Annotated in this window: 23 protein-coding genes and 2 pseudogenes; 13 read left to right on the top strand and 12 right to left on the bottom strand. The window is 54.9% G+C overall.

Annotated elements, in window-relative coordinates; translation table 11 throughout:
• Positions 1 to 404 precede the first annotated feature (404 nt).
• From B0G74_RS23085 to B0G74_RS23075, 3 genes are all read left to right on the top strand, one after another.
• Positions 405 to 806 carry a hypothetical protein gene (locus B0G74_RS23085; RefSeq protein WP_207915694.1) on the top strand — a complete coding sequence of 134 codons (402 nt, stop codon included), beginning with the start codon at positions 405 to 407 and terminating at the stop codon, positions 804 to 806.
• Entirely contained in the window at positions 803 to 1,255 is a 453-nt protein-coding gene (locus tag B0G74_RS23080) for a hypothetical protein (RefSeq protein ID WP_132377198.1), read from the top strand. The genes B0G74_RS23085 and B0G74_RS23080 overlap by 4 nt, the downstream gene beginning before the upstream one ends.
• A 294-nt stretch (positions 1,256 to 1,549) precedes the next feature.
• Positions 1,550 to 2,947 carry an alkaline phosphatase family protein gene (locus tag B0G74_RS23075; RefSeq protein ID WP_243658287.1) on the top strand — a complete coding sequence of 466 codons (1,398 nt, stop codon included), beginning with the start codon at positions 1,550 to 1,552 and terminating at the stop codon, positions 2,945 to 2,947.
• Positions 2,948 to 3,247: 300 nt separating this feature from the next.
• On the opposite strand, the gene B0G74_RS23070 is transcribed toward B0G74_RS23075, so the two are convergent.
• On the bottom strand, positions 3,248 to 4,663 hold the full coding sequence (locus B0G74_RS23070; protein WP_132377197.1) for an ISNCY family transposase: 1,416 nt from the start codon (positions 4,661 to 4,663) through the stop codon (positions 3,248 to 3,250).
• A gap of 1,002 nt (positions 4,664 to 5,665) precedes the next feature.
• Here B0G74_RS23070 and B0G74_RS23065 point away from each other — a divergent pair.
• Positions 5,666 to 5,938 carry a hypothetical protein gene (locus B0G74_RS23065; protein ID WP_132377196.1) on the top strand — a complete coding sequence of 91 codons (273 nt, stop codon included), beginning with the start codon at positions 5,666 to 5,668 and terminating at the stop codon, positions 5,936 to 5,938.
• A gap of 148 nt (positions 5,939 to 6,086) precedes the next feature.
• Here the strand turns inward: B0G74_RS23065 and B0G74_RS23055 are convergent, their stop codons facing one another.
• Both B0G74_RS23055 and B0G74_RS23050 read right to left on the bottom strand, forming a co-directional pair.
• Positions 6,087 to 6,293, bottom strand: a complete 207-nt coding sequence (locus tag B0G74_RS23055; RefSeq protein ID WP_132377195.1) for a type II toxin-antitoxin system VapB family antitoxin — start codon at positions 6,291 to 6,293, stop codon at positions 6,087 to 6,089.
• Between the two features lie 616 nt (positions 6,294 to 6,909).
• Complete coding sequence (locus B0G74_RS23050) at positions 6,910 to 7,410, bottom strand: hypothetical protein (RefSeq protein WP_132377194.1); 501 nt, start codon at positions 7,408 to 7,410, stop codon at positions 6,910 to 6,912.
• A 754-nt stretch (positions 7,411 to 8,164) separates the two neighbouring features.
• Here B0G74_RS23050 and B0G74_RS23045 point away from each other — a divergent pair.
• Positions 8,165 to 8,821 carry a hypothetical protein gene (locus B0G74_RS23045; protein WP_132377193.1) on the top strand — a complete coding sequence of 219 codons (657 nt, stop codon included), beginning with the start codon at positions 8,165 to 8,167 and terminating at the stop codon, positions 8,819 to 8,821.
• Between the two features lie 89 nt (positions 8,822 to 8,910).
• Here B0G74_RS23045 and B0G74_RS23040 read toward each other — a convergent pair whose 3' ends face one another.
• The 3 genes from B0G74_RS23040 to B0G74_RS23030 form a co-directional block, all read right to left on the bottom strand.
• Complete coding sequence (locus tag B0G74_RS23040; RefSeq protein WP_132377192.1) at positions 8,911 to 9,504, bottom strand: hypothetical protein; 594 nt, start codon at positions 9,502 to 9,504, stop codon at positions 8,911 to 8,913.
• A gap of 265 nt (positions 9,505 to 9,769) precedes the next feature.
• Positions 9,770 to 10,930 carry an IS30 family transposase gene (locus tag B0G74_RS23035; protein ID WP_132377191.1) on the bottom strand — a complete coding sequence of 387 codons (1,161 nt, stop codon included), beginning with the start codon at positions 10,928 to 10,930 and terminating at the stop codon, positions 9,770 to 9,772.
• Between the two features lie 264 nt (positions 10,931 to 11,194).
• Positions 11,195 to 12,133: a DUF5677 domain-containing protein gene (locus B0G74_RS23030; protein ID WP_132377190.1), complete on the bottom strand. Its 939-nt coding sequence runs from the start codon at positions 12,131 to 12,133 to the stop codon at positions 11,195 to 11,197.
• 632 nt (positions 12,134 to 12,765) lie between these two features.
• Here B0G74_RS23030 and B0G74_RS23025 point away from each other — a divergent pair.
• The 4 genes from B0G74_RS23025 to B0G74_RS23010 all read left to right on the top strand — a co-directional run bounded on the left by B0G74_RS23025 (position 12,766) and on the right by B0G74_RS23010 (position 16,941).
• Positions 12,766 to 13,197, top strand: a complete 432-nt coding sequence (locus tag B0G74_RS23025) for a hypothetical protein (RefSeq protein WP_132377189.1) — start codon at positions 12,766 to 12,768, stop codon at positions 13,195 to 13,197.
• 595 nt (positions 13,198 to 13,792) lie between these two features.
• Entirely contained in the window at positions 13,793 to 15,058 is a 1,266-nt protein-coding gene (locus B0G74_RS23020) for a hypothetical protein (RefSeq protein ID WP_132377188.1), read from the top strand.
• An 8-nt stretch (positions 15,059 to 15,066) separates the two neighbouring features.
• Positions 15,067 to 16,224: a DUF262 domain-containing protein gene (locus tag B0G74_RS23015; RefSeq protein WP_132377187.1), complete on the top strand. Its 1,158-nt coding sequence runs from the start codon at positions 15,067 to 15,069 to the stop codon at positions 16,222 to 16,224.
• Positions 16,225 to 16,230: 6 nt separating this feature from the next.
• A complete protein-coding gene (locus B0G74_RS23010) occupies positions 16,231 to 16,941 on the top strand; it encodes a HEPN domain-containing protein (protein WP_132377186.1) in 711 nt (236 codons plus the stop codon).
• Positions 16,942 to 17,277: 336 nt separating this feature from the next.
• Here B0G74_RS23010 and B0G74_RS23005 read toward each other — a convergent pair.
• Positions 17,278 to 17,521, bottom strand: a pseudogene (locus B0G74_RS23005) (helix-turn-helix transcriptional regulator).
• A gap of 391 nt (positions 17,522 to 17,912) precedes the next feature.
• On the opposite strand from B0G74_RS23005, the gene B0G74_RS46240 reads away from it, so the two are divergent.
• Positions 17,913 to 18,248 carry an antitoxin VbhA family protein gene (locus tag B0G74_RS46240; protein WP_207915693.1) on the top strand — a complete coding sequence of 112 codons (336 nt, stop codon included), beginning with the start codon at positions 17,913 to 17,915 and terminating at the stop codon, positions 18,246 to 18,248.
• 113 nt (positions 18,249 to 18,361) lie between these two features.
• Entirely contained in the window at positions 18,362 to 18,535 is a 174-nt protein-coding gene (locus B0G74_RS45845; RefSeq protein ID WP_165923917.1) for a hypothetical protein, read from the top strand.
• A 52-nt stretch (positions 18,536 to 18,587) separates the two neighbouring features.
• Here B0G74_RS45845 and B0G74_RS22995 read toward each other — a convergent pair whose 3' ends face one another.
• The 5 genes and pseudogenes from B0G74_RS22995 to B0G74_RS22975 all read right to left on the bottom strand — a co-directional run.
• Positions 18,588 to 19,094: a hypothetical protein gene (locus B0G74_RS22995; RefSeq protein WP_243658286.1), complete on the bottom strand. Its 507-nt coding sequence runs from the start codon at positions 19,092 to 19,094 to the stop codon at positions 18,588 to 18,590.
• On the bottom strand, positions 19,087 to 21,411 hold the full coding sequence (locus B0G74_RS22990) for a hypothetical protein (protein ID WP_132377185.1): 2,325 nt from the start codon (positions 21,409 to 21,411) through the stop codon (positions 19,087 to 19,089). The genes B0G74_RS22995 and B0G74_RS22990 overlap by 8 nt, the downstream gene beginning before the upstream one ends.
• Positions 21,408 to 22,952 (bottom strand): tyrosine-type recombinase/integrase, encoded by a 1,545-nt coding sequence (locus B0G74_RS22985; RefSeq protein ID WP_132377184.1) that lies wholly within the window; start codon positions 22,950 to 22,952, stop codon positions 21,408 to 21,410. The genes B0G74_RS22990 and B0G74_RS22985 overlap by 4 nt, the downstream gene beginning before the upstream one ends.
• Positions 22,953 to 22,954: 2 nt before the next feature.
• Entirely contained in the window at positions 22,955 to 24,193 is a 1,239-nt protein-coding gene (locus tag B0G74_RS22980; RefSeq protein WP_132377183.1) for a site-specific integrase, read from the bottom strand.
• A 142-nt stretch (positions 24,194 to 24,335) separates the two neighbouring features.
• Positions 24,336 to 24,797, bottom strand: a pseudogene (locus B0G74_RS22975) (acyl-CoA dehydrogenase); the annotation flags it as partial.
• Between the two features lie 427 nt (positions 24,798 to 25,224).
• Between B0G74_RS22975 and B0G74_RS22970 the strand changes: the two are divergent.
• Together B0G74_RS22970 and B0G74_RS22965 are read left to right on the top strand one after the other, a co-directional pair.
• On the top strand, positions 25,225 to 25,410 hold the full coding sequence (locus B0G74_RS22970; protein ID WP_132377182.1) for a hypothetical protein: 186 nt from the start codon (positions 25,225 to 25,227) through the stop codon (positions 25,408 to 25,410).
• Between the two features lie 351 nt (positions 25,411 to 25,761).
• Complete coding sequence (locus B0G74_RS22965; protein WP_132377181.1) at positions 25,762 to 26,643, top strand: alpha/beta hydrolase; 882 nt, start codon at positions 25,762 to 25,764, stop codon at positions 26,641 to 26,643.
• The last annotated feature ends 107 nt before the right edge of the window (positions 26,644 to 26,750 follow it).

Genomic DNA, 26,750 nt, shown 5'->3' with positions numbered 1-26,750 from the left:
CGGCGAGCGAGATATCGGTCGATTTAGAGGACCGGCGGCACGCGTTTCCTGGTTCCGCCGATGCCGCAGCTGGCAAACGCAGCAGTGCTGGCGATGCTCAATGCGAATGCGGCTGAAGCGAGCAGGGCGTTGGATTTTATTGCGTCGATTTGTTAAATGAAGCGAGGCGTCTATTTGATCGGCGGCGGGCCGGGCGGAATGCGCGATTATCGCGGAGAAAGACATGGGGCGGAAAACGATTGCGATTGCATTCAGCATGGATGCATGATTTTTTAATTCGCAGCACGCCACACCATTCATTTATTTACATTTCTGTAAGCCTCGTTATAATCCGAACGCTTACGGCGCGGCTTTTTGCGACCGGAGAAAAACCGACAACATCACATGCGAAACGGATAACGATAATGGCTGGCGTAAAAAGTATCAAAACCCTGTGTGAGAACCACTGGACGCAATGGAAAGCCGATTGCAGCGGCTTCCTGAAGGCCGTCGCCGCAGACCTCGATATTACGCTGACGGGTGATGCGAACAGCATTATCGACGCCATTGGCCGCGCACCGTGGACTCAACTCGGTTCGGATGCCGATAAGGCCGTCGCTTATGCCGGACTCGGCTATCTGGTGGTTGCCGGATTGAAGGCGACGCATCACGGCCATGTCGTGATTATCATGCCGGGTCAATCGAAACCTTATCCGCTTGCGTATTGGGGCCGATATGGCGGCGTCGGACGGAAAAACACCGCCATTAACTTTTCCTGGACGCATGCGGATCTCGCGAATGTCCAGTATTACGCCATCAAACCATGAAGCAGAGTCTTATCACGCGTGCGGTCGTGACCGTTGCCGGTCTGTTGATCGCGGGTCCGGTTGCCCTCGCGCAATCGTGTCACTACAGCGAAGTGAATCCCGGCACGGGCAAGGTCAGCGTCGGCGATCTGTCGATCGATCTGGGTCAGAGCGACGGCACGGATAGTCCGACGGCCTGGCTCGGTCCGGTCACGCTGAGCCGTGCGGGCGGGGTATCGTGCTCCGTGGATCCTAACGTCAGCATCGTCGAGCGGCCGCTTTATACGAACGGCAAGCAGCTTGTCGTCTCCACGTATTCCGGCAGCGAGCAGGTGGTTTACGCGATCGATTCAGCGACCTGCAAGATCCAGTGGAAGAGCGCTTCGTTTTCCGGCAAGGTCAAACTGAGCGGCAATCGTCTGCAACTGGACAAGCGCAAGGTGAAACTAGGCTCGAACTGCACGCCTTGAAAGAGCCTGAAGGTTCGCGCTGTGGGTTCGCGCTGTGTGCCATCAAGTTGAGCGAGCTGATCGACGATCATCTCGCTCAAGTCGCTTTTGAAGGCCACGCAAGCGCAGCGCGCGACTCTTGCGCCTTCGCCGCGAGATATCGGCCGGGCGTCGTTCCCATCGCTCTGCTGAACACCAGAGGGGAGGGAAGTCGATCACATCAGGCACTTCGTGTCATGACCTCAGGGAATTACCTGAGACGCGAAAACAATGGTTTTCGTCTACCTTTTCCGATACTGAGTCGGTTTACGCTGAATGCCAGGTGCTCAAGGAGCTTTGATGACTGCTCTGGACCAGATTGACACCGTCGTGATCGCCATGATGGAAAACCGTTCCTTCGATCACACACTCGGTTATTTAAGCTTGAACGGCAGCCAGGTTAACGGCCTTTCCGCGGATCCGGCGTGGCAGGCGAACTTCATCAACGTATACAACGGCAAGCAATATCCCATTCATGCATTGAGTCCGAATGGACCCGCCATATCGGACCCGCCTCACGACCGCGGCCCGATCGCCACGCAGATCGACACTCCGTGTGTGCCGGGAGGATGCCCGGAACTCGGTGGATTCGTGCAAAGCTATGCAACCCGCAAGCCGGCACCGTCGAATCTGGCCGACGTGATGGGTTATTACGACGCTCGCACTGTACCCACTTTCGACTTTCTCGCGAAACACTTCACCGTGTGCGACAACTGGTTTGCTCCGTTGCCGTCAGGGACTCAGGCGAATCGTCTGATGGCGATGGCGGGGACTAGCCTGATCAACGATAACGTGCAAGGGCTGAGCTTTCTGCCGGATCAGCCACTTGTCTATGATTGGCTGCGCCAGCGCGGCATACCTTGGTGTGTCTATCAGTCAGGGAGCTTCTTTCCGTTCTTCAGCATGATGAAGGAATGGCTTCCGGAGATCCTGCTGTCCTTGACCTTGCCGCTCAACGACGCCGGCGGAAACTTCCGGCGGTATTCGAGGTTTGCCCATGACTGGCAGGGCAACGGCATTCTCCCGAAAGTGATTTTCATCGAACCGGAATATACGGACGGCCCTCACAACACCGCCAACGACGATCACTGCCCAACGGGGATGGCTGGTGGGCAAGCGTTCATCGCCGATATTTACCGGACCTTGATTTCGAATCCGGCCAGGTGGAAAGAGACGCTGCTGATCGTGACGTATGACGAGCACGGCGGGTTCTTCGATCATGTGGCGCCGTTGGACATTGCGGTCGATATCGCGGGGTTTTCGTTCAAGACTAGTGGGCTGCGGGTGCCGGCTTTTCTGGTGTCGCCGTTTGTCACTCCGGGGAGCGTCTTCTCCGGGAGACTCGACCATACTGCGGTGCTTCAGATGCTTGCGGAGAAGTTCGACGCGCAGAAGAAGTATTCCGATGCTGTCACTACTCGCAATGCGCAACTTGACCGGCTGGCAAGTGCTCTTAATGGTCAGCCTGTGGCTCAACCTGCGCCAGCGTTCACGGGCGCGCCGATACATGCCGCCGCGATTGCATTCAATGGAGTCGTGCAAGCGGGCGTGTCGGATACGACGCAGGGTTTTCATAATGTCGCGCTTCAGGTGGCAAGAGATCATCCGCAATTGCTGAGCTCGCCGCAGTGGACGGGGCTGGCGGAGTATCTGGCGACGTATGGGAAGCATTGAGGAATGGGGGCATGTGTTGGGAGATGGGCCTGAGTGGCTTGAGACCCAACTTCACAATCGCCTGAATCACTTTCAAACGATTGAGTTCGCGCATGTTCAGTGTCACCAGTGCAGTTGCATGCATCGCCGGCTCCGCAGTCCCACGAGGAACCGGCAAGCATACCGAGGTCCGAAACACGACATTTCTATCTGGCTAGAACACGACATTTACATGAAGCCGCTACAGTTCATGTCGAGGCCATTCTGAAATGTCCGGGTTTGGACTTTTTAGAAATGTCCGGTTTTGAGGTTCCGAAATCTCTATGTTAGAGGGCTTTTAAGCACCGAGCCAACCCGCATTCTGGCAGTTCCCAGAATCGCTTCATTCAACTGTTCCCGGGTCAGCTCGCGCTGCTTGCGGGTGCCGACCTTGCGCTCCTTTGGCCGCGGCGCTTCACCTTGATTGGTCCTCGATGGTGATCCGGATGCCCGCCGGTCATCGCGCTGCGCCTGAATGACCTGCGCCATCTGCAACGTGTGTCCCAGCCGCTTGTTATCGACCACAGCAGCCTGATCGATCTCCGAGAGCCGGTCATACGGTACACAGGGCAGGGCAGCGCCATTCACCCGAATCTCGATGCGCCCATCCGGATACTCGAACACATCCAGATAACGATGAATCAGGCTGCGGTTCGCCACCGTATCCTCCAGCAGATAGATCACCCGGTCGTACTGCACCGTCAGTACCTTCGACACGCGCCGTGGCACGCGACACGTCAGGATCAGCTCAAGGTCGTCGTCGGCACGCAGCGGCCGGTGCGCATCGAATGTGCTCCGCGGCATCTTGCCAAACCGGCCGTTAAAGTCAGCGATGAAGTGGGGCGCGTAAGCATTGGCCGCCTCCTTCGTGCTGATTTCGCGTAGCCGCAGTTCCTTCACGAGACGATCCTGCAGCGTCAGATTGGCGCGTTCGACGCGCCCCTTGGCCTGGCTGCTATTGGCGCAGAACGTATCCACATTCAGCTCGTACAGCGCGCGGCCAAACTGCGTGACGCCCTTGCCCGGCGTCACCGAATGGCTGTTGCAATGAAACACGCTGGCCTTGTCGCTGTACAGCGCAACCGGCTTGCCATGCTGTTCAAGGTACGCGCGCATCGCCTCGAAGTAACTGAAGGTCGACTCGGTTGCCGTAAAGTGCAGTGCCATCAGCCGGCCCGTTGCATCGTCGATGAATACCAGCAGCGTGCAGGCCGGCGCGCGGTCCTCGAACCAGCGGTAATCGCTGCCGTCGATCTGCACCAGTTCGCCCAGACACGCCCGACGGTTTCTCGGCTGGTGAAGCTTCGGTGGCCGCTGTTTGCGGGGAATCCACAGCCCGGCCTCGCGCATCCAGCGCCGCACGGTTTCCTTCGCCAGCACCACGCCATGACATTCAGCCAGCTTCTCGCACGCCAGCGTCGGCCCGAAATCGGCATAGCGCTCACGCACCAGCGCCATCGCACGCGCACGGACATCCACCGGCAGTTCGCGGTTGCTGGGCTGCCCACGCCGCGCCGACACGAGCCCGGCCGGTCCTGCAGCCTCGTAGCGCCGTACCAGCCGGCTGACCTGACGCTCACACAGCTGCAGCCGTTCAGCCGCCAGTACGATCGTCTGGCGATGCTGGACGACCGCCTCGATGATCTTCACGCGCTCGAGCTCGTGCATGCTGATCGTGATGAATCCACGTCCGTTCATAGTGCATTAACGGAAACTGTTAATAAATTTGCGCCCCGGCGAACCTTGCTGCGCAAGGCTTCCATTACTTCCCCCATGTGTTTTTTCTCTCAACGCATGAGATTCCTTCGAATGTCGGATGCCTCAAGAGGCATTCGCTCTACACATTTTTACGTAAATTATTTAGAAATGCAGAGCGACTCTTCCGAGCGCCGAGCGCTAACGCAAACCGTTGAGAAATGCAGAGAGGAACCAAGTCGGAGTCCATGGAAACGCGTACGAAACTTCGAACATGTGCTTCTATCAGAAACAGCGTTGCCACTCGTCTTGCCGATGCGACACGTCTACAATTCACTGGACCGAATAGGCTAACGCATCGATAAAATGTCCTAGTTCGGCCAGCGGCCGATTGATGTGGCCAACGTGGCCGCGCTATGAACGTCAGAGGCAATTGCTTTGATGCACGAGCTAACGATGAATGAACTCCAACTGATGTCCTCAGAGGAAAACAAGCGGTGGACGCGCTGGGCGGGAGGGGACCTCGGCCCCTTACCACATGAGTCGTCACTAACGGTCTTTTGGAGATTCTGTTGGCGCAACACCCTCGATGAGCGAGAAGTGAGCGAGCATTTTGGCGCTAGCGGACAGGCCATCGACTGGGCACAGTTTAAACGTGTCACGGGCTGGAGATGCCCAGAGACAATCGAACTCAGACTCCAGAGGCTTCCTTCGAGAGAATTGCTATTTGACACTCACATGCGGTACTGTCCCATTTGTCTCGAATGCGCCTACCACAGCGTCTGGCATCAATTCAGAGCGTTACGGTCCTGCCCGTTGCACGATGTCCCTCTGAGGTCTGAATGTTGTTATTGTGGGCATGCTACTGCTCCGCTGTCTGAGCATTTGAATTGCCGTGCCAAGCCGTTTTGTTGCAAGTCCTGTAGTCAATATCTGGCAGGAGCAGAGCCTGATCTCGATCTACATCTGGATCTACTCGATCAAGCCCCGGCAATCTGCGCTCGCATGGATGGACTTGAGCGCTGGGTTACGCAGAACCATGAACTGTTGGCGTTAGTGCGGGGGCTGCTGAGACCTGTGTTCCAGCGTGCAGAAAAGCAGACGGCTTTCGATCGTCTTCTATATCGTTTCATTGACCAGATGGCGCCGTCTCGTGACTTTGCACTGAGCGATGGTCAACCGGTCGGAGTGTTGATCTGGCAGATCGTGCCGTACCGAGCGTCTGTGGAAAGACATTTTCTGACCGGCGGATACCATGACTTTATTTGTAAGTGGTGAACGATTCAATCACATCAATCGTTCAAAAACTCCGCATGTCGGTTTGGGGGGTTACTTTTTACGACATAACCCGTTCAGATCAGGTCAACCAACGCGCAATTGCCACCACGGAAGTGGTCAACCCATACCGACGTGTCAACGAGCACGCTCATTGCGATCCCGTCTCCGAGCGCCGCCGCGCGACATCCGGCATATCTGGCGCCAAGCCGCCCAGACCCGCGAGGCGTTTGCCGGCCTGCACCCGCACGAAGGTCTTAATGGCTTCGCGAAAAATGTCCGACTTGTCCATGTCGGGGTCGGCCAGTTCCAGCGCCTTTTTGTAAAGGGCGTCGTCAATGGTCACGGTGATACGCATTGGAAGGCCCTCGCATTAATGGTGACATCAGTATGGTCCATTTCTCGCGTCACATCAGTAGGGATGTGGAGCAACCACGGAGGCCCAACGGTCACGGCGGCTTGGGAGACTTAACGTAATTCACTCAGAAATGCCCGAAGAGCATCCGGGCGTACTTTTTTTGACGTAAGCCATATAGAAAGGACGGTGACCGCATTTCTAAACGATTTCTGTCGAGTTTCTATAACGGTTTCTGTTAATGCACTTTCATGGTCTGGCTCCGGGCTGGCTGTGATGCCGCAGCATGCGCCACCGCAGCCAGCCCGGAGCCGGGAACCGGACATTTCTAATGAGCCAGAACCGGACATTTCTAAAAAGCCCTGACAGTTAAATGGTTGATTCTTGGCACCTATGGTGACATGTTGCGTTGGTGTAGTTTTTCAGTTTTTTCTTATCTCTCAACGGGTAAGGCGGCCGAGTTATCCACAAGTTGCCCACTTTTCTGGAAATTCCTGTTGCGTGACCGTGACGCTGCTATTTGTTGCGTCCGTGGCTACCCGAGGACGCAACAGTGTGAGACCGGTAAACGTGGTTTTACCCGACTCAGTGTTGCGTTCTCATCCCCCTTGCTGCCGACCTATGGGCGGCTTTTCGGTTTCACACCCAGCTCCCACAAAATGTCGATGTTTCTGAGATACGTAGCGACGTTCTCGGCTGAACCGTGGATGATCGAATGTTCGTGGACGTCAACGCTGTCGACTTTTGCCGACCATGGGTCTTCCAAGCACTGGCAGATGTCGTTGATATCGTCGCGATACTGCTCCAGTGTGCCTAGGTTCCAGTTCCGAGCAACATCAGGGGCCAACAGTACTGAGAGCGTGCCTTTCCTCTCGCCGATATACCGTACCGGCGCAAGCAGGCCACTGATGTAAAGGACCATGATTACATCGACCACCCGATCGTCATGATCCTCATCCCAGATGATGGCGAAGTCGAGGAACGCGCACCGCTCAAGCCGATTGATCGCTTCATCGTGCCAGACCGGAGCCCGCAGAACCGAATAGTGGGTTCCCCGGCCAAAATGCCCCACTGGTTGTGTTTCGTCATGCAGCGTCTGGAAGAAGGGACAGTAGGACATTTCACACCCCTTTCGGGAGAGAAGCAGCTTCCGCCGCGGCTCTCGGCTATTTCGTGGCTAAGAGATCTGACCATGCTGCGCCAATTTCTTGCTTTGGCAAATGCTGTCTGCGAAAGCACTGAATCTAGTCTTTGAGCGACCAAGCAACATGTTGAAAAGTCGGCAGTCGGCGCATGAGGCGCCGCTCGCTGGCTCCGCATCATGGCCGCGCAAATGTCCCCATTCCATTCGGCAAACGGCACGCCGTAGCCTTCCGGCTCAAATTGCGGCGGGGTCGAGGTAAAAGAGCGTGGGCGGCCAGTCGTAGCGCTTGACGCATGCTTTCAGTCCAGGTTTTCGACAGCGGCGTTCGAAAGGCGCAGGTGTCCGGCGGAGAGGCTCCCCTCCCTCAGTTAGCGAAGGGCCGGGACCGCCCCTAAAGAGACGCTCAACTTTCTTGTTAGCGGACGGTCGCGGAAAACAATTCGGGGTATTCACTTGAGTGAGGCGAATCATTCCGTTACTGCACAACGTTGATATACTGCCGCTTCAGTTCGTTAAATATTGCGATACACGTTATTAATCAATGTTACTTAGAAGGATGTCTATGTTTTCCGAGAGTCTTACGTCATATTTTCATAAAGACGCGGCAAGCCCGCGGACATATATAACGAATGCACCCTCGACAGCAACGGTGTTCTTGCGCAGCGTCGTAGAAATATGTGACTCGGTAACCCACTGTGAGCGCGCTCTTGAGAACAGTGGCGATAAAGCGATGATCGATAAATCGTCTGAATCGCTTCGCGTGTTTGTGATGGCAGCGTTCGCGATGCTGATGAGCAATTTTGAAGTATTTCAAAAACAGCAGTTTTCAGAGCTAGTGGATTCGAATGATTTTATGGATGGCTTTGACGATCTCGAGTTGGCAAAGCGACTCGAAAAAGAAGGATGTAACATCACGCTCTATCGGATACTTGCTGCACGTGGAGAACCTCGTGAACCCGGTCAAATAGTCGCAGACTCACTGGTATCTTGGCACAATCCATCTAGAGTGAATCAATATTTTCAAATTATTTTTCCGAAAATCAATATATATTCAAATTCCGTCATAGCGGAACTGGAGTTAATGTGGCAACTTCGGCATTCTATCGTACATACTGGCGGCACCATTACTCGGGAGGACGCCGCCAAAGTATCATCGTTGCGGAGATTCAGCGATCGAAAGCTTGTGTTAGAGGGGTCTTTCATATTAGAGGTGGGAAGGCGATTGCACGTTATCGTTAAGCAGGCGTCGGCTATCTTGGAACGCGAATTGCGCAAGCGATTCATACGCCAGGAGGGAGAGAGCGATGCTGAAGTTGATGAAATAATAAAAGAGATAGTCGGCTGTACGTCGCCAGTGCCAAGTTGGTTCGAAATCAAAACGACGTAATTTACAAGCAGTGTCTTCAATCGGGTGAAACAGTGAGCATCTACCACTAGGAAACATGTCTCGCAGTGCTAGGGTATTCGATGCGATTATTACCGCAATCGATGTTTCGTCAAATTATCCCCAGTACATTCCTTATAGAGCACGGCAAGTCCGTCAGAAACTTCCTGAAGTGTACCTAATGCGTAATCAACAAAACCAAACAAATGCATCTCATCCTGATTATCTTCTGGTTCAACAAAATAAATCAAGCTTTGGCGGACATGCTCTAGCTCAGCAACTGCGGCATAAGCTGACTGCAGCGCAGCATAGAGTTTTTTGTCTAATGTCGCCGCGTCTAATAGATATCGATCCATAAGTTCCCTATGCGTCTCAGTCAATGATGATCCGCTTTTAGTATCGTCATTCTTCCGTTTTACACGAAATAAAGTCTTTCCACTTCTGGGGAAAATGAATTCGAACTCGGCGCCGAGCTCTGCTTCGTCTCGAATCGTTTCGACAATATATTTAATAGATTTTATGGTCCAGAGATTTAATTCGCACTCACGGGAAATAAGCATTTTAATTGCTTTTATTTTTCGTTGCTCTCCGCGATAGCGTCGCACTCCCTCAAGTATTTCTTTTGTGAAAAATAGTGCGATAGCAGAAATTACGGCAATAGGAATAACAGTTACTGTAGGTTGCATAATTTTTTATGGTTATCCGTTTTGTCAGAAAACCTCGGCGTGAGTACGCGCCCGATATTCCTAATCTAGTCTTGGTGCAAAACGTAAAAATTGTCGGTCGCTAGCAGTATAGAAAAACAGCCCTAATGATACATTGGCGACGGCAAACTTACGATTATCAAGGCGCATTGGCGAACGTCCGTTGATGACCGAACCCGGTCCGGCACAGAGCGGCCGGCGTGGTGGGCCGTTGATCGGCCCTGTCGGTCAGAAGTCGACGGCGGATTCAACCGGTCGATGCAACGATTTGGTTAAATCGTTCAGCCGGGGTGTCGAAGTCTAGTGTTTTTCGGGGACGTTCGTTGAGCCGCCTTGCTACGGCATCCAGTCTGGCCTGCGAGTAGACGGAGAGATCGGTACCCTTAGGAAAATATTGCCTCAGAAGCCCATTTGTGTTTTCGTTCGAACCGCGTTGCCAAGGGTGTTGAGGATCGCAGAAATAGACCTCAATGTCTGTAGCGACGGTAAAGCGGTTGTGGTCGGCCATTTCCGAGCCCCTATCCCAGGTCAGCGATTTATATAGTTCCCTGGGTAACTTGCTGACGTGTCGTATCAGAGCGTCAACCACAGCCTCAGAATTCTTGCTGGCTACTTTCACCAGCATCACGAATCGACTTTGACGTTCGACGAGAGTCGCAATCTGGCTGGTAGCATTGCCATAAATCAAGTCACCTTCCCAGTGCCCGGGTATTGCCCGATCCTCCGCCGTAGCGGGACGTTCACTGATCGACACGGCGTCGCGAATGTTCGTGCGGTCCTCGGTTTTCAGTGTGTGATGACGGGATCGGCGCATGGTTCGGGAGCGTCGCAAGTGCTCGAGCAATTCCTTTTTCAGGGCGCCACGAGCTTGAATATAGAGGCTCCGATAGATTGTCTCGTGCGACACCAGATAGTCCTTGTTGACCGCGTACGCATGTCTGAGCCAACCAGCAATCTGCTCAGGGGACCACTGCAGCTTCAGCTTCGCAGCGACAACTCGTGCCAGCGTCTGGTTTTGCACCAATTTGCAGACCTTCGGCCGACGTGCCCGCTCCCAGGCAATCGCGTCCGCCTGGCTTGCCCGATAGCCTTGGCTGCCCCCGTTGCGTTGCAACTCGCGACTTATAGTGGAAGGAGCGCGTCCCAGCCTGGCCGCTATCGACCGGATCGATAATCCCGACACCAGAGAACGGGAAATCTCCTCGCGCTCTGCCAGCGTCAATGCCTGTGGCGCGCGGTGCCTTTGCGGCGGCTGGATTCCGCCGGTCTCCGATAGTATCCGCTGAATCGAAGAATGGCCTCGATCGAACAGTTTGGCAATCTGATGAATCGTGTCGCCCTTGCGCCATCGGTCCCACATCAGCGCTTTCTGAGTCTCGGAGTAATGAATTCTCGGTCGCTGTTTCATTTGCAACACCTCCGCTGCTCACGCAGATTCTAGGTGTTGCATCGACCGGTTGAATCCGCCACCGACTGCCGCCTCATGCAATGAGCATACGCAGTCCGTAAACTTGCAAGGCTGAGATTGGCTGCACGCGACCCAAAGCGGAGAGACACAAGCATTGGGCAATTGTCAGTTTTCTCGCGGCCACCGTCAGGTGTGGCGCGGTATTCAATCCGATTCGGTTGCGTCTGCCTAATCCATTTTAGGGTGGTCTCAATCGCGTAATCTTCACTCCTTCGTCAAAGATGCTTGTATGGCTAATCGGACCGGATTCGCAATCCTGCTCTTAGAATTAGTCTGTAGATCAATAATCAAATCTTTGGTTTTGATTAGTATCGGTATTATATTTTTTGAAACCGGAATATTGTATTTTGCCAGATACATAGCCGTCGCCTCAACGTAAAAGCTGATGGCCGTCAACACCATGTTTAGCGAGAAAAAATACTGCTCGATCTCAACAGCCTGCGCGTAACCATTCTCCTCAATTCCATCTATCTGAATGATTCTAGACATTAAATTATTCAATATGTCTTCCGGGTCGTTGTGCGCTTGCGAGCACAACGCGGCATAGATTGTTCTATAATCAATTTCTTTATTTATTTTGCAAAATCTGTCAAATATACTCGGCCAAGATCCGCGCCGGCTATCGAAGTCGATTCCCATAATTGAAAACGATTCTCTAAGTGCATTCTCACACACATCAAGATTCTCATATTTTTTTCTAATGCAATCTCTGTGATATTCTTTCTCTTCATTCGGGCCATTTGATTTTTCCACGCTTTTTAGCCACGATTTATTTTGATCGCGCTCTGTTGCGAGATACAATCGAAAATAGGCGATAACATTTCCAACATCGTCGCCGTAGCTGGCATATTGGAGGTTGACCGCTGATTCGATAGCGGTTCGGCACAAAGCCTCGGCAGACGAAATGTGCGCGACGAGAAATGACGTCAAAGACCCACTTGTAAATTCGTGACACTTTAAGTACATGTCGTGAAGTATCGACCAAACAGGTTCATATTGAAGGCGATCGATATTATTTCTAACCAAATTTGTGACGATGTCGTGCGTCAGCTCAATTGTCTTCGCCGCTTCTAGAATATATTCGTTAGTGTCAATTTCTGAGGATATGCCCCTTTTTGTAAAAAAAATGCAGAGCCAATTCATTCATTTTCCATATCCTTTATTGTCTTTTAACACCTTTTGAATCCATCTCGATCGTCACCAATTTACCATTCCATATCCGATTTCGAAATTCAGGATATTGGGAAAGCTGACGCTCAAGATTCCCACTCAGGTGCGATACCTCTGGGTGCCTCGACTGCGCCTTCCGTCTACGCTCTAGATCGGATTGTCGACCATCCTCGAACACGTGTCGAATGTCTCAAATTGTCCGGTCACTGCCTCACGGCGGTCCGCGGCACTAACCCAGCGTGAACCTCGTACTGGCCGGATGACAGATGCTCGCCCCGTGTCCGAGCAATTCCGACGAACTCGCCATTTAGCGCTTGGGGCGACGACTCACCCACAAATCGCTAGCCCTCGCGACTACTAAAACCGCTCCCGTGATTCGCATGGGGCAGTCGTCAGGCGCTGGCTCCCGCCGGCGATCGGGCATCCGACCGCGCCCCGACGACGACGACGACGACGACAAAAATATCTTCCGGGCGCTCTTTAGATAAGCCCTTCTTTACCGATAACCAATGTCGTGGCCATCTACGATTGGCAGCGCGGTTGCTGCGAGCGCCAGGTTCGCGGACGTTGCCGCATTCATTTTCATGTGCATCAAGGAGGCACACATGTATTTGTGCAAGGAAGGGCGCAAGCACTACCTCGATTTCCTCAGGAATATCACCCCGCAGGCTTTGCTCGTGTTCATCGGCGCGGTTTTTGTGCACGGCGGACTCCACGGGCAGCCGACACCGGAGAAGATCGCTATCGGGGTTGTCCTCTGGGGCATGGCTGCCTTTGCGGCGTGGTGTAGTGTCAGCCTCTTCTTTGAGCCGCTTAAGGAAGGCCACGTCAAACCCGGGAAGGAGCGGGCGCGGGCGGCTTACCCCGATATCGGGGGCAGTCGAACAATGCGTCTTAAACAATCAGCGAAACGCTGGTGGCACCTGACGCCTCTAATGGCCGAACTCGTCCTAGTGATGCTGATCATCGAGGCCACGTGTATTGTGGCCGCCCTCTCTGGCGGCTTCAGTGCGGTGAGCGCCCTGCATCTCAGCTAACGACATGCCGCAGCCGGCGTCCATAGATCGCAATAATTGTGTCACCGCCTTATCTGGAAACGCGCATCAAGCCCGATCGTCGTATCTCTTGTTTTGGCGACGTCGCTTCTCGCGCCGTTATGATGTTGTTCATGTGAGGAAGTCTTTGCCAAGGCGGAGCAGACGTTCGAATGTCCGTGTGAAAGGCGGCGCCAACGTCCGCAAACGGGCCACACTGGGCCCGAGGCCGCTCTCACACGGCAGGGGGCACAGGTTCAATCCCTGTACGCTCGCGCAGTCGCTCGATTTCGAGACGAGCACTTTCGGGCTCAGCCGGCTGACGCTCGCTCGCGAAACGTCGCCGGAAACATAGGTAAAGTGCAGCGATGCACAGCTAGACCGTTCCCGGTCGCTCTGGCAGCATGGACTCAGTGAATTTTGGCTGGCGACCGATTGATGGCCAACCAAATCAGTTGCCGCAGGTGCTCGGAATCGAACGGCGGAGATGGCTTAAATTGATGCAATAATCACGCCCAACGGCGTAGCCGGTGTCGGGAAATGACAAGGTCAAGTAAACTTGACGCCCAGTGAAGACTCGTTTCGACGAGCACAGCAAGTGTTTCTGCGGATGCGCACACCAAAACAATCATCAAAGCAAACTGCCAAGTATCAGTATTACGCGGGGTACACCACCGGATTCGTCTCCGATATTCTTGATCAATACGGTCACTCTGGAGCGCGAATTCTCGATCCTTGGAACGGCAGCGGCGCTACGACGAGCGCTTGCGCCGCTCGCGGGTTTCAAAGCGTGGGGGTGGACATAAATCCGGGCATGGTGCCCGTTGCGTGGTCAAGGCTGGCTCGTCCTGATCTCACCAAAGAGCTTTGTCGGCGTCTGATCGGAACTGCTGCCACCGAGCTATGCCTCGATCCGGGTGTGACAGCCGGGGAGGATTTTGCTGCAACGTTTTTCGACGAAGCTGCGTGTGCTGCTATTCGCGGGCTTCGAAGCACATTGATTGGCTACTCACGCGACCTGGCTTCCGATCCGGGTTCGCCAGAAGAACTGGCGATCTGCGGAGCAGCATTTGTGGTGTTAGCCGAGGTGCTACGCGAAGCGCTTCGTCCGCTGCGAGGTACGAATCCGTCCTGGTTTAGCCGTCCAAAGAACGAATCACAAAGGATTTGTTTGGACGCCGGTTCAATAAAAGCGATGGTAGACGGAGTGGCTCGATCGATGTGCAACGCAGCGGGTGAACCGCAGGCCCAAAGGTCGCCGGACCATCGGTGGCCTGAAATTGTGCTTGGCGACTCTTGCAACGATTTAGGCGAACTCGGCCCTTTTGATCTAGTGATTTCGTCGCCGCCATATTGCACACGGATCGATTATGCAGTGGCAACCACCCCTGAGTTGCTGGCTTTTGGCGAATTGACGAAGCAGGGGTTCGAGAGCCTTCGACGCCGAATCATGGGCGCGGTCGTTACTGATGTAAATAGCGTATTTTCCGACGACTGTGGCAGCAATTTACTGCAGAAAACGATGGACGCGATTAGGCAACATCACACGAAAGCCGCTTCGACGTACTACACTAGATATTTTTCGCGCTATTTTAACGATCTTATTCTTTCAGTCGGTCAAATTGCCAACGCTGTCCCGAAAGGGCATTTGGTTTTTGTCGTTCAGAATTCGTATTTTAAAGAAATGGAAATCGATCTTAGAGGGATAATCATTGAGTTGGTCGAGAATACAGGTTTTTCCTTGCATACATCGCGAAAATATCCTTCTCGACCAACTATTGCCGGCTCGAATCCGAGGTTCAAACTGTACCGAGACTCCAACGTTCGCGTTGAAGATGTTTTAATTTTTTCGAAGCATCCGTGAGGCAAAAAATGACAGACGTAAAGATCGACTTCATTGACGACCCCGACGAGGATGTTGTTTCCGACTTTGATGCGGATGAAGCGCTTGAGAGGAAATACGCAAAGCAAATGCGGCAGATTCATCCGCAAAAGATAGAGCTTCCAATCTCGACGCTCAAAACCATGATCGAGGAGCAGATTAAACTCAACCCAGACTTTCAGCGGCGTGACCGATGGGACGTAAGGAAGCAGTCTCGCTTTGTGGAGTCTATTATCATGAACGTGCCCGTACCCCCGGTGTTCTTGGGGGAAGATAAGTACGGGTCGTACGTAGTATTGGACGGCAGACAGCGCTTGACGGCTATCTATGAGTTTCTTCGTGGCAGTTACGCGCTCGAACGTCTTGAGGTTTGGAAGGAACTTAACGGTATGCGGTACGCTGAACTGGAGGACAAGGGGCTCGCACCGACAATCAAGCGCCGGTTCATCCCCGCGGTGTTATTGCTTCGAGAGTCGTCGCCGGAGGTGAAATACGACGTCTTTGATAGACTCAATACTGGAGGGGTGCCACTTAACTCCATGGAAATCAGAAATGCAGTTTTCCAGGGGAAATTTAATCGATTGCTTCACAAACTTACCGATGACGTCATTTTCCGTGAGTTGTGGGATATTCCGCAAAACAATAATGAAAGAAAGCAGAATAATCTTTATTCAAACATGCGTGACGTTGAGTTGGCTTTGCGCTTCTTTGCCCTCCGAGATCCCTCAAAAATTCGCAAAAGCTTTAAATGGTGGCTGGGGCAGTATTTGGAATTGCGCAACGCGTCCGCTGAAACAGACGAACAGATACTCGAGGACGATGCTCGGGCATTTCATCGCGCCGTCGCTTCGATCAAGCGCGTATTCGGGGTCGCCGATGCTTTCGTTCGACCCGATGACGTGGAGAGAAAAGCGAAGTCCGCGCCTCTTGCGGACGCGGTAATGGTTGCGTTTTCCAGGATCGACCCTGACAAGATCGATGACGAAACCGCGCAGGCGTTAAGGCAAGGCTTAGGTGAGTTGGGGCGAAATGATAAGGCATTCCGTGACTCCATCACTACCGGTACAAACGGTAAAGGCGCGATATCTACGCGAATCGCGCGTTTGAATGAAATTGTCGAGAAATATGCTGCAACAACTCTGATCTAAAGTTCTATGCGCGAGTCCATCCGATCTTCGTATTCTGAGTTCTCGAAATCCGCAGCGCCCATTATAAAATTGATGGAGCGCATTCAGAGTGAATCCGCAAACGCGATGCGTGACAGGGCTTTGCTGGCGCAGCACAATACGGTTCAGCTTGGAAGTGTCGTTCTGTTAAGTGGCTTCTTAGAGTCTTTTCTCCGCTCCGTGTGCGCAAGTTACTTTGCTGAGCTGTCGAATAAGGGTTTAGGTATGCATAGCTTGGGAGATGAGTTCCTAAAGATTCACCTGCGGGAGGGAGCCGGGCATCTTTCCGATATGGTGAAACGGGAACAAAAACGGAAGAAGTCGCTTTCAGACTCTTCTGCTTTCGTTCGGCGACTTGTAGCGCCGATCATGGACCCGACTAAGGCCCCTGTTTGGGAAGCATTTGCACGGACGCAAGGTAACCCGTCAAGCGACGTGGTAACCGCAATCCTTGCCGGACTTGGCATTAAGGGCGGGTTCTCCGCGCTGGACGACGCGATCGGGAGGAAGTACTCCGCGTCGACGATGACGCAGCTACTGAACAATTTGACCGAGCTTCGAAACGAAAGCGCGCATACGGGTACTGCAACGAACGTGCCGCAACCGAGTACGATCATGGACCTCGTCCAGTTTGCTCGATATCTGACCTTGGCAATATGTCGGTTGGTAGACAGGAAGATCACCGAACTCACGGCTTGATTGTTGGGGCCTTCTGCACCGGCGACTCGCACTGAGTCACGTGCATTTCGAAATAGTCATGAAAGGCGCAGCTCGTTGCACTGCTTTGATGTCGATTGCGAGCTGTTGCGCGGCAGGCAGCAGTGCAAGCAGTGTCGTCGGGTCCTCCGGCCGGGAATTGATTTCTGCCTGTTCACTGCAGACGTCACCGCGTGGGACTCGCACAATCTGTACAGCAGCAGGCGAGTCTGCGACGGCCAATAACCCGGTTGTCGCAGGGATGTGATTGCTCTAAAAGAGTCGGCCTAAGAGCCGACTCTTTTCGGCGAAAAAGCGAAGCCAGCGCGGCCGACACTGCTACATCCCCGCGGACGCCAACAACTCAGATGGCGTGCGACGCAGTGCTTGAGCTATGCGGATCAAGTTTAGAATCGTCAGATTGCGCTCACCGCGCTCGATTTTGCCCATGTGACTACGGTCGATTCCTGTGGCCAACGCCAAGCCTTCTTGAAAACCCGCACTCGATGCGATGACGTCGAAGTGCCGCGCCAATCGCAGCCAAATGACGCTCGTGATCAAGTTTTGCAGATAGCCGTTGCATACCACGATGGTCGAGTTATCATCATGTTTTGGCCACGGCATTTACGACCCAATTCTCATCGGGCAATTAGTTCGCAAAACTTTTTCGCAGGCGGCCCATGCAACGCCGAGCATTGACACAGCTCTCAGTTTGTCTCGTCGACGAGGATGCCCAATGGTCCTGTCACCAAACGCGCAGCGATCCAGGATGGGCGCATAGAAGTGGAAAAGCGGCAACGAGTAGCAAGGGGCTTGAACCGGTGGTTGCGCATCGAAGCGGATGCTAGATGTCGCATACACGCGAGGCACTACCTAGCCGACCGTCGCCGTCTTTTCTTACCGTTGGATTCCATTATCCGAGGCATGATCCAACGGGAGTCTTGAAATCTTCAAGAAGGGGGCATGGCAAAGATATGAACAAGAAATCCTATCCGGCATGGTTAGAGTTTCTCCAACAGGATCGTTATCGCGTTGCTGAGGATTTCATGGCCGGCATCGAAGATTTACCCGTGCAGCAGCGTGAGTCGGAAGAGGGGAGTGCGGCAAAGCCGGCAAGTCGCACCATTTCAGATGCAGAGCGCCGGAAACGAAAAAAGGCAATCGATTTCGCGCGTGCATCACTGGGGCTTTCAAGATTCAAGGTCGGTGGGGAATGTGATGCCCTTGCTCTCCGATACGTCAATGGCGAGATCGAACTGGCGGAATTTGTGGAGATTTCGCGCACAAGGGCCTCGCGGAGGCCAGACTAGAACGCCGGAATCATGAAAAGGGGGCGTACGTCACCGCCGCGATGAGACGGCGCCGGACCGAAAAGTTTCAGTCCGGCCCTACCGCTTTGCCAGTCACTGCAATGGAGAGTTAGATGCGTAACTTTCAGGATAGCGTTGATCCAATGTCGGAAGAGGAAATCGAGCAAAAACTCGCGCATCTCGCAGAGTTGGCCCGGAAGGTGGACCATCGCGTTTCGCGCACAAGATTAAATGAGGCGATCTCCGAGCTATTGAACGAAATCGACAACCTGGAAAACGATCAGTAACGGCTCAAGTTTTGGATGGCATGCGCGACGAGGCAGTGCACGTCCGGAAATTTCAAAACGGCTTCTTCCGTGTCGGCCGGCCCGCGCTAGTGATGCCGCGTCCTAGACCAATAGCGGGCTCAGCTTCCGGTGGCACAGCGCCAATTTCGGCAAGCTTGTCCCTAGCCTCACGATATTGCTCATAGAATTTGGCCCACTTACTGAATCCACCGAGTTCGCCGACGGCACGCAACATGGCGATGTGGGAAACCGTCAACAGTTGCACGGTGGCTTCGAGCTCCGCGATCCGGACGTCTTTGTCGGCAAGTGACGTGGCAGTATCGGCACCGGAACGCTTGGCAACACGTCCACGCCAGTGCCTATATTCGGTCTGACGCTTCTGATATTCGGCAAGAAGCCTGCGGCGTGATTCGCTGCGGGTAATTGACGACGCCGCCCTGATAGAGGGATGCTGCCTGACGACAGCGCGGGCTGTGATGTCTTCGTCGTTGGCTAACAGTGTTTCCAGGATTTCGCGCATTGCCTCGTCGGCGGCAGGTACTACGTTGGTTTTACTCATCGAGTACTCCGCGTTGCCGAGGCAGAGAAAGGTCGACGCCGTCAGGGAAGGGGCGTTCACCCGTTGGTGTCGCGAGTAGCTTCTGTACGCCGGCCAGTCGTTTTTCAGCGTGATCGAGCTGGTTTTTCCATCCGAGGCTAGTTGATGGCCTAGCCTTGATCGTCTCGAGGGCGAGCTTGAACTTGCCCTCAAGACGGATCAGGTTCTGCCGGTTCTCCGGCAGATCAGTTGCGGAGAGATGGCGACAGTCCGCAAAACATTCGAGATGTTTTGGACACGGGTCAACCGTAAATGAATTCAGGCAGTGTCCGTACGGGGTGGCATGGAATCCGTCCGCTTCGGCACGCAGGTATTCGTACGCGGCTGCATCGCCGTCGGCGGCTTGGATGCGCCGGAACGCATCGACGATGGGGCCGTTAGCCTTGCCGCCCTTGATGAGTCGGGCAACCGTGCCGGCTTTTTCTCCGAGCATGATCTCAACATCCTGCGGGATTTCGATCTGATCGAGATCTTCGGCAAGGCTGCGATGATCATACTCGTAGCTTTGTGCCACGCTGCGCCGGTTGAAGCGCTTCGAGATGATCGTGTCAGCAACACCCAGCCGGAACAACTCAGTGTTTTGAAGGTGACGCAACATGTGCGATTCCATTCGAAGTGCGCGGTCCTCGTCTGTCTGCCCGTATTTTTCAAATACCGTTACACAGGTCCGATGTTCACCGAATGCCAAACTGATCAGGTCAGCACCCGGGCGACGCACAGCCATATATCTACTGACATCGCAGAGGCCGTCGTTGCGTTCCTCCGCGAGTGAGCGTTTTGGAAGGGTGAACAGTAGCTCCCATGGTTGAATGGCACCAACGGCTAGCGGCAGAGGGGCAGTCTCCGATATCTTCGTAGGGGTTTCGGCGCGTATGTGATCTTCTAGCTCGCCGACGTGTAAATAGGAGTTATGCCAGCCCGCACGTTCCTGCACTCCGATGACCTTGCCATTCGCACGACGGAAGCGTAACGCGATCTGCCCGCCACGCATCCTGTCTAGCAAGCGTTTCCCGAATACATATACCGCCATATCAAGTCGGACTGGGCCAGTCTGATATCTGTCCAACTGATAGCGATGCAGATCACCCAGCACGACCGGATCGAAAGTTTCGCGATAGCGCTCAATGAACGGTTCTCGTTCAATATCCAGCCAGAACGGATTACCCGTCAGTCGCGTGTACAGTTCAGTGAAGGGCACGACATCATCGGCCCGATACCATGGCAATAGTCGACCAGTCTCGCACTGAAGTTTCAAAGTTGCTCGTAAAGGTGCCGTTAACTGAGCCACGTGACCCAAGGTTTCAGTTAGCAACTCGCGAAACAGGTCGGGCACGGGCTGCATTCTTTCACGTAAAACAACACTATCGGACTCGTCCTCCTGCTGTTTTTCCGCGAAGTGGCGAACCATCAGTGATGTTGAGATGCCGCCGGCTTCGCCGGCCGGACGTCCCTTGGAATCCAGATAGGTCCGCTCCCGCTTCCAGTCGACGGGAAGCAGCGCGGCTTCGCCGGCTCGGAAGCCCGTGACGATCATCGTGCGTATGGCGGCGAACCGCAGATCGTCGATGAAGGTGCGTGGCTTTTCCGTCATCACGATGCGGGTCAGCTCCCAGAACGCGCGTCGTTCCGGCAGCCGCTCAGCCCGCTTGCGCGCTTCCAGATCAGCCCGTAGCTCGTCCTGCGACCAGGTATGCTTTGCCTTGATCGCACTTTTGCCCTTCATCCGCGGAACGGCGAGCGTCGAATACAGTTGTCCGGCGTCGCAGAGGTGCTGGGCATCAAGAATGACCTTGACGAGTCCGACAACCAGGTCGCCAAGTTTGCCGCTGGCCTGTATCGCTGTTCCAACGCGAATCGTGATATGGAGATCATCAACGGTCAGTTGCCAGGGGGCCTTTTCCACGCATGTTGCAACTACCCGGAGCGGCCTCGCGATGTGTTGCATGACATGTCCCGCGCTGTTCCGTTTGAACAGCAACTGTTCGGCAACGGCTGCCTTGATCAGATCCTGCCAGGCCGGCGATAGGGGGCGGCGAGGCAGTGGCGTCAGGCTCCGCTCAGCGCGCTCCGCATTGACAATGGCCAACGCCTTCACATCAGGCCCCAGGTCGCGCAGGTAATGGGTCGGAGGTGGCACGTCATTGGCAATGGCGGTCAGGTTCCAGCCGATGCCATCCTGCGCGTAACCTGTATCGTCGAGAGGCATGTCCCACTGCAACCCCTTTTCCCGGACCAACGTTTTGCCAAGTTCGATGAACGCCGAGTAGTGTGGGTTCATCCGTTGTCCTCTTCCAGTTCTTCGATGACTGTCTGTATCTCGGCAATCGTACGCTGCAGTTGCAGGTAGGCCGGCGACCTTGCATCGCCACGGGAACTCTGGTCGAAGAAGACAACCACTTCCCGCATGGCGGCCAGCACCCGCTCATGCATCGCCTTGTCGTGCAAGGGCATGAACTTCCGGCACCCATAGCACGACGTGATCGGGTTGAAAGGGCAGGCGGGTTGCCCGGACTTGCAGCCACCGATACCGGCAATGGGAATGCCGTGAGGCATGCCGGCGATCTGCTGCTCACCTTTGAGCTGGGTGAGCTCTTCCGGGGAGATGAACCTGTCATGCGCGATTTTCGCCACACGCCGGTATATGTCCGATGCGCCGAGTGCCCGGTTGACACGCTCCGCGTGGGTGGCCGATGTCTCGTAATACACGAGTCCTGTTTGCACATTCGAATGACCCATAAACTCAGCAAGCTCTTCGTGGCTTGCACCGGCGTCAACGAGTCTTTGCGCTGCTGTGTGGCGCAGATCTGTCGCCGTACCGAGGTCTTCAGAGTCGATCAGCTTTCTGACAAGCGCGGCAATGCGGGCTCCGGCTTCGGAGTTCGATTCGACAGAGAAGAAATGCGCAGCACCCGCAACACCCTTAGCCTGCCGCCATGTCTTGAGTGCAACGAAGATCGGAGCCCACTCACGCTTAAACCGGCGTGTAAGCGGTTTTCTTTTCGAGTTGCTTTTCTGCTTGGCCATATGGAAAGTTAGATGAACCGTCGGTGCTTCACCCGGTACGTCCTCCCAGATACGTACATTTCTCATGGTCAGCATCGCGATTTGGATTGGGCGCATGGCAAACTGATAAGCGCACAGCAACATGCCCGCGTCGCAGAGGTCCTCGTACTCAGGAGGTGCATTCACGGACGACGTGAGAGCTGAAACGGTTTCATCCAGATGCCTCGCGATCGCAGCTTCCTCATCGACCGACAGAAAGACATCCCCGGAACGAACTCCGGCGTGCGAATCCGTCGCAGGACCGGGCAGGGAAGAGCGTATAAACTCTTCATACGTCGGGGACCAGCCGCAAAGCCGACGGACGCACAGTAACCGCAGCAGTGTTTTGCCGAACCGGTAACCGTCTTGAGGCAAGTCTCGGGCACGCATGACGGTCCATTCGCGACCGATTTTGTGCGGGCCGGCGTCGACCAGCTTTTCGACTTCGGAAGCCGAGAAGTGCATCGCTCCGCTGGCTGCCTTGAAGGCGGAAACGACATGAAGTCCTTTGCCCAGCAGAAACAGGAAGATATGCTTCACCAGCATGCCGTATGCACCTGGATAGCGATCGAAGTCCAGCCTATGCGGTCGCCCGTAGATCAAAAGTTCGAATACCGTCGCTTCCGTGGGCGCGGTGATCGAACGGGTAGCATCATCAAATTCGTCGTAGTAACGGATGACGGGAGGAAGGGCAGGAAGTCGTGAGACCACGTCGGCAATCAACTCTCCGGCGTCGCGAGCGACATCCACAACGCCGATGCTACGGGACTGTTGCATGATTAGAGTCCTTTCGGAATGGCGCGCAGCAACGCTACCCGGTCATCAAAGCTGTCATTCCACACGTCCGCTAGTCGATCCTCGAATACGGCCCGTGCGTAGCGCGAGGGCATCACTGATTTCTTTGACCACCCGAAGAACGTTCTCACCTTCTGCAGCGCCTCGTCCATCGGGTCGCCATTATCCAGCAATTGATGTAAGCGAACGACCGCACAGGTGTGGCGTAGGTCATGTGGCATAACGGAGTCCTTGTCACTGCGATCGCTCAATTCCTGGCGTACCGGGTCTGGTAATGCATTCGAGATTTCGCGAAACGCTTTCGTCAGTGACTCAGTCGCGAGCGGGTTGCCGACATATGAATTGAGCAGGAAGGGGTGGCTAGGGCGGCCGCGGTAGTTTTCAACGTAGGTCTGAACCAGTTGCGCCGTTAGCGGGCTGACAGGAATCTGTCGGAGAGAATGGACTGTTTTAATGCTTGGCTTCGAATACCGTGTGTCGATTGGCTCGTCGGCTTCTGCGTCCTCGTATTCATTTTGCTGGACGTTAAGCCAATAACGCAGCGTTTGTCGTTTCCTGTCGAAGCCGGATTTCACACAGTCTGCTGTAAGCAGCAGTAACTCGCCGCGCCGCAGGCCTTGATGCAGCATCAGCACGAAGGCAATGTAAACACGCCAGCGGGTCCTCGCATGCTTGAACGGATTCCGACCGGACTCCGGGTCCAGAAGATCGTAAAGCGCCTCCACGACGGAGGCTGGCAACGAGCGGATAGTTTCAACCTGACCGCTTTTCCGCACGTGCAATTGGTTGTACAAGGTCGAAAGCCTGTGCAGCCGCGCCTCTATGCCTCGCAGGCGGTCGTCCGGAATCCGGCTCTTGGAAAGCCAGGTCAGCACATCGGTCACAAACCCGAGGCCGACGTGCCAGCGCAACTCCTCGGCTCGGGTGGCTCGCGCCCGGTTTCGGATCGAAACAAACCACGATTCAAGAACGTCGGCCAGTGCGCCGTCATCGACGCCAGCAAGAGCATCGTCGAGACCGTTTGGTCCCAGAATCCGGTCCGCATGCTGGTACAGATCTTCGATATACCGTAGCTTGCCGGTTTGGGTAGATTCGGCCAGGTGGCCCATCGACATGATCAGCCAGACGTTGGCCCAATATCGCGGAATCGGAGGTTGACCGACAAGCGTGACGCTTCTCAGTTGCCTTGGAACCAACGAATTCGATAACTGAAGGAAAGCCATTGATCGATGCAACGGTAAAAAGGTGCCAAATGATACATGACCGTTGCGTTCGATCTAGGCTATGAAGGCAAACTATGCAACACCTCTTTAGGTACCACTGATGGTGATAATTTATATTATGTCAAACAAAAGAAACGACGTCTTGCCTGCCGATAGCAAAACGCGCCGCATTCATCATGATGAACATGTATGGTCGCCGAATTGCAGCACCGCGACCGGGCTCACCTGGATGCCGAGCGCTTGTGTTCGATCGACACGCAATGCACGTCGTTGCGCTCGCCGAGCGAACCGTCTTCATTGACGAGAAACGTCCGCACGGTGAAGAGCGAAATGCCCTTCACACCTCCCGGCGCATCCGGCGTGCTCGCCCCACATGATGAAAATCTTCGTGCCGAACAGCTTGAACGAACCGTCGCTTTGCGGCTCGGCACGCGTGCGCACCAGCGCTAGATCGGAACCGGCCTGCGGCTCGGTCAGGTTCATCGTGCCGGTCCACTCGCCGGAAAAATCAGCTTCGGCACATAAGTTTGTTTTTGCACTTCGGTGCGACGCACGGCGTGGCGATCAGCTTGGGCAGGCCTCGGCCTTCGTAGTCGACGGGATGACAACGATCGTCAAGCCCAACGGCGCGGGAAACCACGCTGCTGCGCACGATCCTGGGTCCGATTCCGGTGTCGCGTGGTCATATCACGCTAGCTGGTAGGGTTACGTCGAGCGAGCCAACCTGGAACATGGCCGCAAAGGGCGCGGCGCTGATTCCGGAAGGCCGCATGATTTTCCGCGACATGACCATCGAAGAGAATCTCATGATGGGGCATTCGCGAAGCCATGCCGCCATGCGGTTCGAACCCACCTCGAACGCGTTTATGAGCTGTTTCCGCTGCTGCGCGAACGCAGCCCTCATCAGGCAGGCACCCTCTCGGGCGGTCAGGCGCAGATGCTGGCGATGGGGCGCGGCCTCATTTCGGAGCCCAAGGTGCTGCTGATCGAACGAGCCCTCGCTCGGACTTTCGCCCGTTATGGTGCGAGAGGTGTTCGATATTCTGAAACGGCTGAAGTCAGAAGGCCGCACGATCTTGCGGGTCGAGCAGAACACGCATATAGCGCTCGATGTCGCCGATCATGTGTATCTGATGCAAGGCGGCGAAGTGACATTATCGAAGCCCGCCGCCGAAGTGAACTTGACGCAGTTCCACGACCTGTATTTTTCTCGCTGACGTCAACAAGAGGGCCAGCCAGAGTTGTATCAACATTGTTGCGCAGGTGGAAAAAGAATGAGCAACCTGTTCACTTGTCGCCGTCAAGCCGCCCGGATAGGATGACCGCATGAACCCAACTCGCACCGCTGTCGAGCGTACGTGCAAGTGTCAAACGCGCAGCGGTACCTTAATCACCATCGCCGGCAGGGTGCCGCAAACAGCAATACCACTAAAGCGACAAAACTAGCCGTGACTTGATCGCCAACGTCAAAGCGCACTTCTACGTTGTTAGCATGACTAACCGGGCGAATCGCCACCGCACAACGAGCCGCCAATCCCGTCAACGAGAAGCAATCCTGGAGTACACAGATGAGCGAGCATGCCCACGTAGACGGGGTTTATCCCTTCCCGGCTGAGATGCAGACGCGGACGATCGAAACCAACGGTGCATCCATCCATGTGCGGGCCGGCGGTCATGGCCCGGCAGTGGTCATGCTGCACGGCTTCGGCACAACGGGCGACATGTGGGGTCATCTGGCGAGCGCACTCATCGAAGACCACATGATTGTCGTGCCCGATCTGCGTGGGCTGGGCCTTTCGTCGAAGCCTGACGGCGGCTATGACAAGAATAATCAGGCGGCGGACGTGGTGGGCGTCCTGGACGCCCTGGGTGTGCGTACGGCCGAACTGGTGACGCACGACATCGGCATCATGGTCGGCTTCGCAGTTGCCGCCACCCACCCCGAGCGTGTGAGCCGATGGGTGGCGATCGATGCGCCGCTGCCCGGCGTCGGACCCTGGGATCAGATCAAACAGGATCCGGCGATGTGGCACTTCGGCTTCGGGGGTCAAGACATGGAGCGCCTGGTCGCCGGCCGCGAGCGCATCTATCTCGACCGTTTCTGGAACGAACTTTCCCGGGACCCGAGGCGGTTTGATGAAGCGAAGCGCCAGCATTATGCGGCGCTCTATGCGCAACCCGGCGCAATGCGAGCGGGCTTTGCCCAGTTCCTGGCGTTCAGCCAGGATGCGATCGACAACAGGACGTTCCTCGCTCAGGGCAAGCTTCAGATGCCGGTCCTGGCCTTGGGTGGCGAAGCTACATTCGGTCCTATGATCGGCACGGTGATACGGTCTGTCGCCGATAACGTGGAAGATGTGATCATTCCGGATTGCGGCCACTGGATCACGGAAGAACAGCCGGTCGCGACGACAAAACTTGTCGTCGACTTCCTGCGGCGGCGCTCGTGAGTTAGCGAGCGTGACGTAGTACGGCGCCGCAGCCCCTCGACTGGCAATGATTTGCCGTGCCTTCTGCCCGCTCAAGGTGTGATGCGGTTTCGCGTGCGGCCACCGTC

It is taken from the genome of Paraburkholderia sp. BL9I2N2 (assembly GCF_004339745.1).
Classification (GTDB): Bacteria; Pseudomonadota; Gammaproteobacteria; order Burkholderiales; family Burkholderiaceae; genus Paraburkholderia.
Note: the sequence above shows the minus strand (reverse complement) of the source record. Positions and strands in the feature narration are given on the sequence as shown.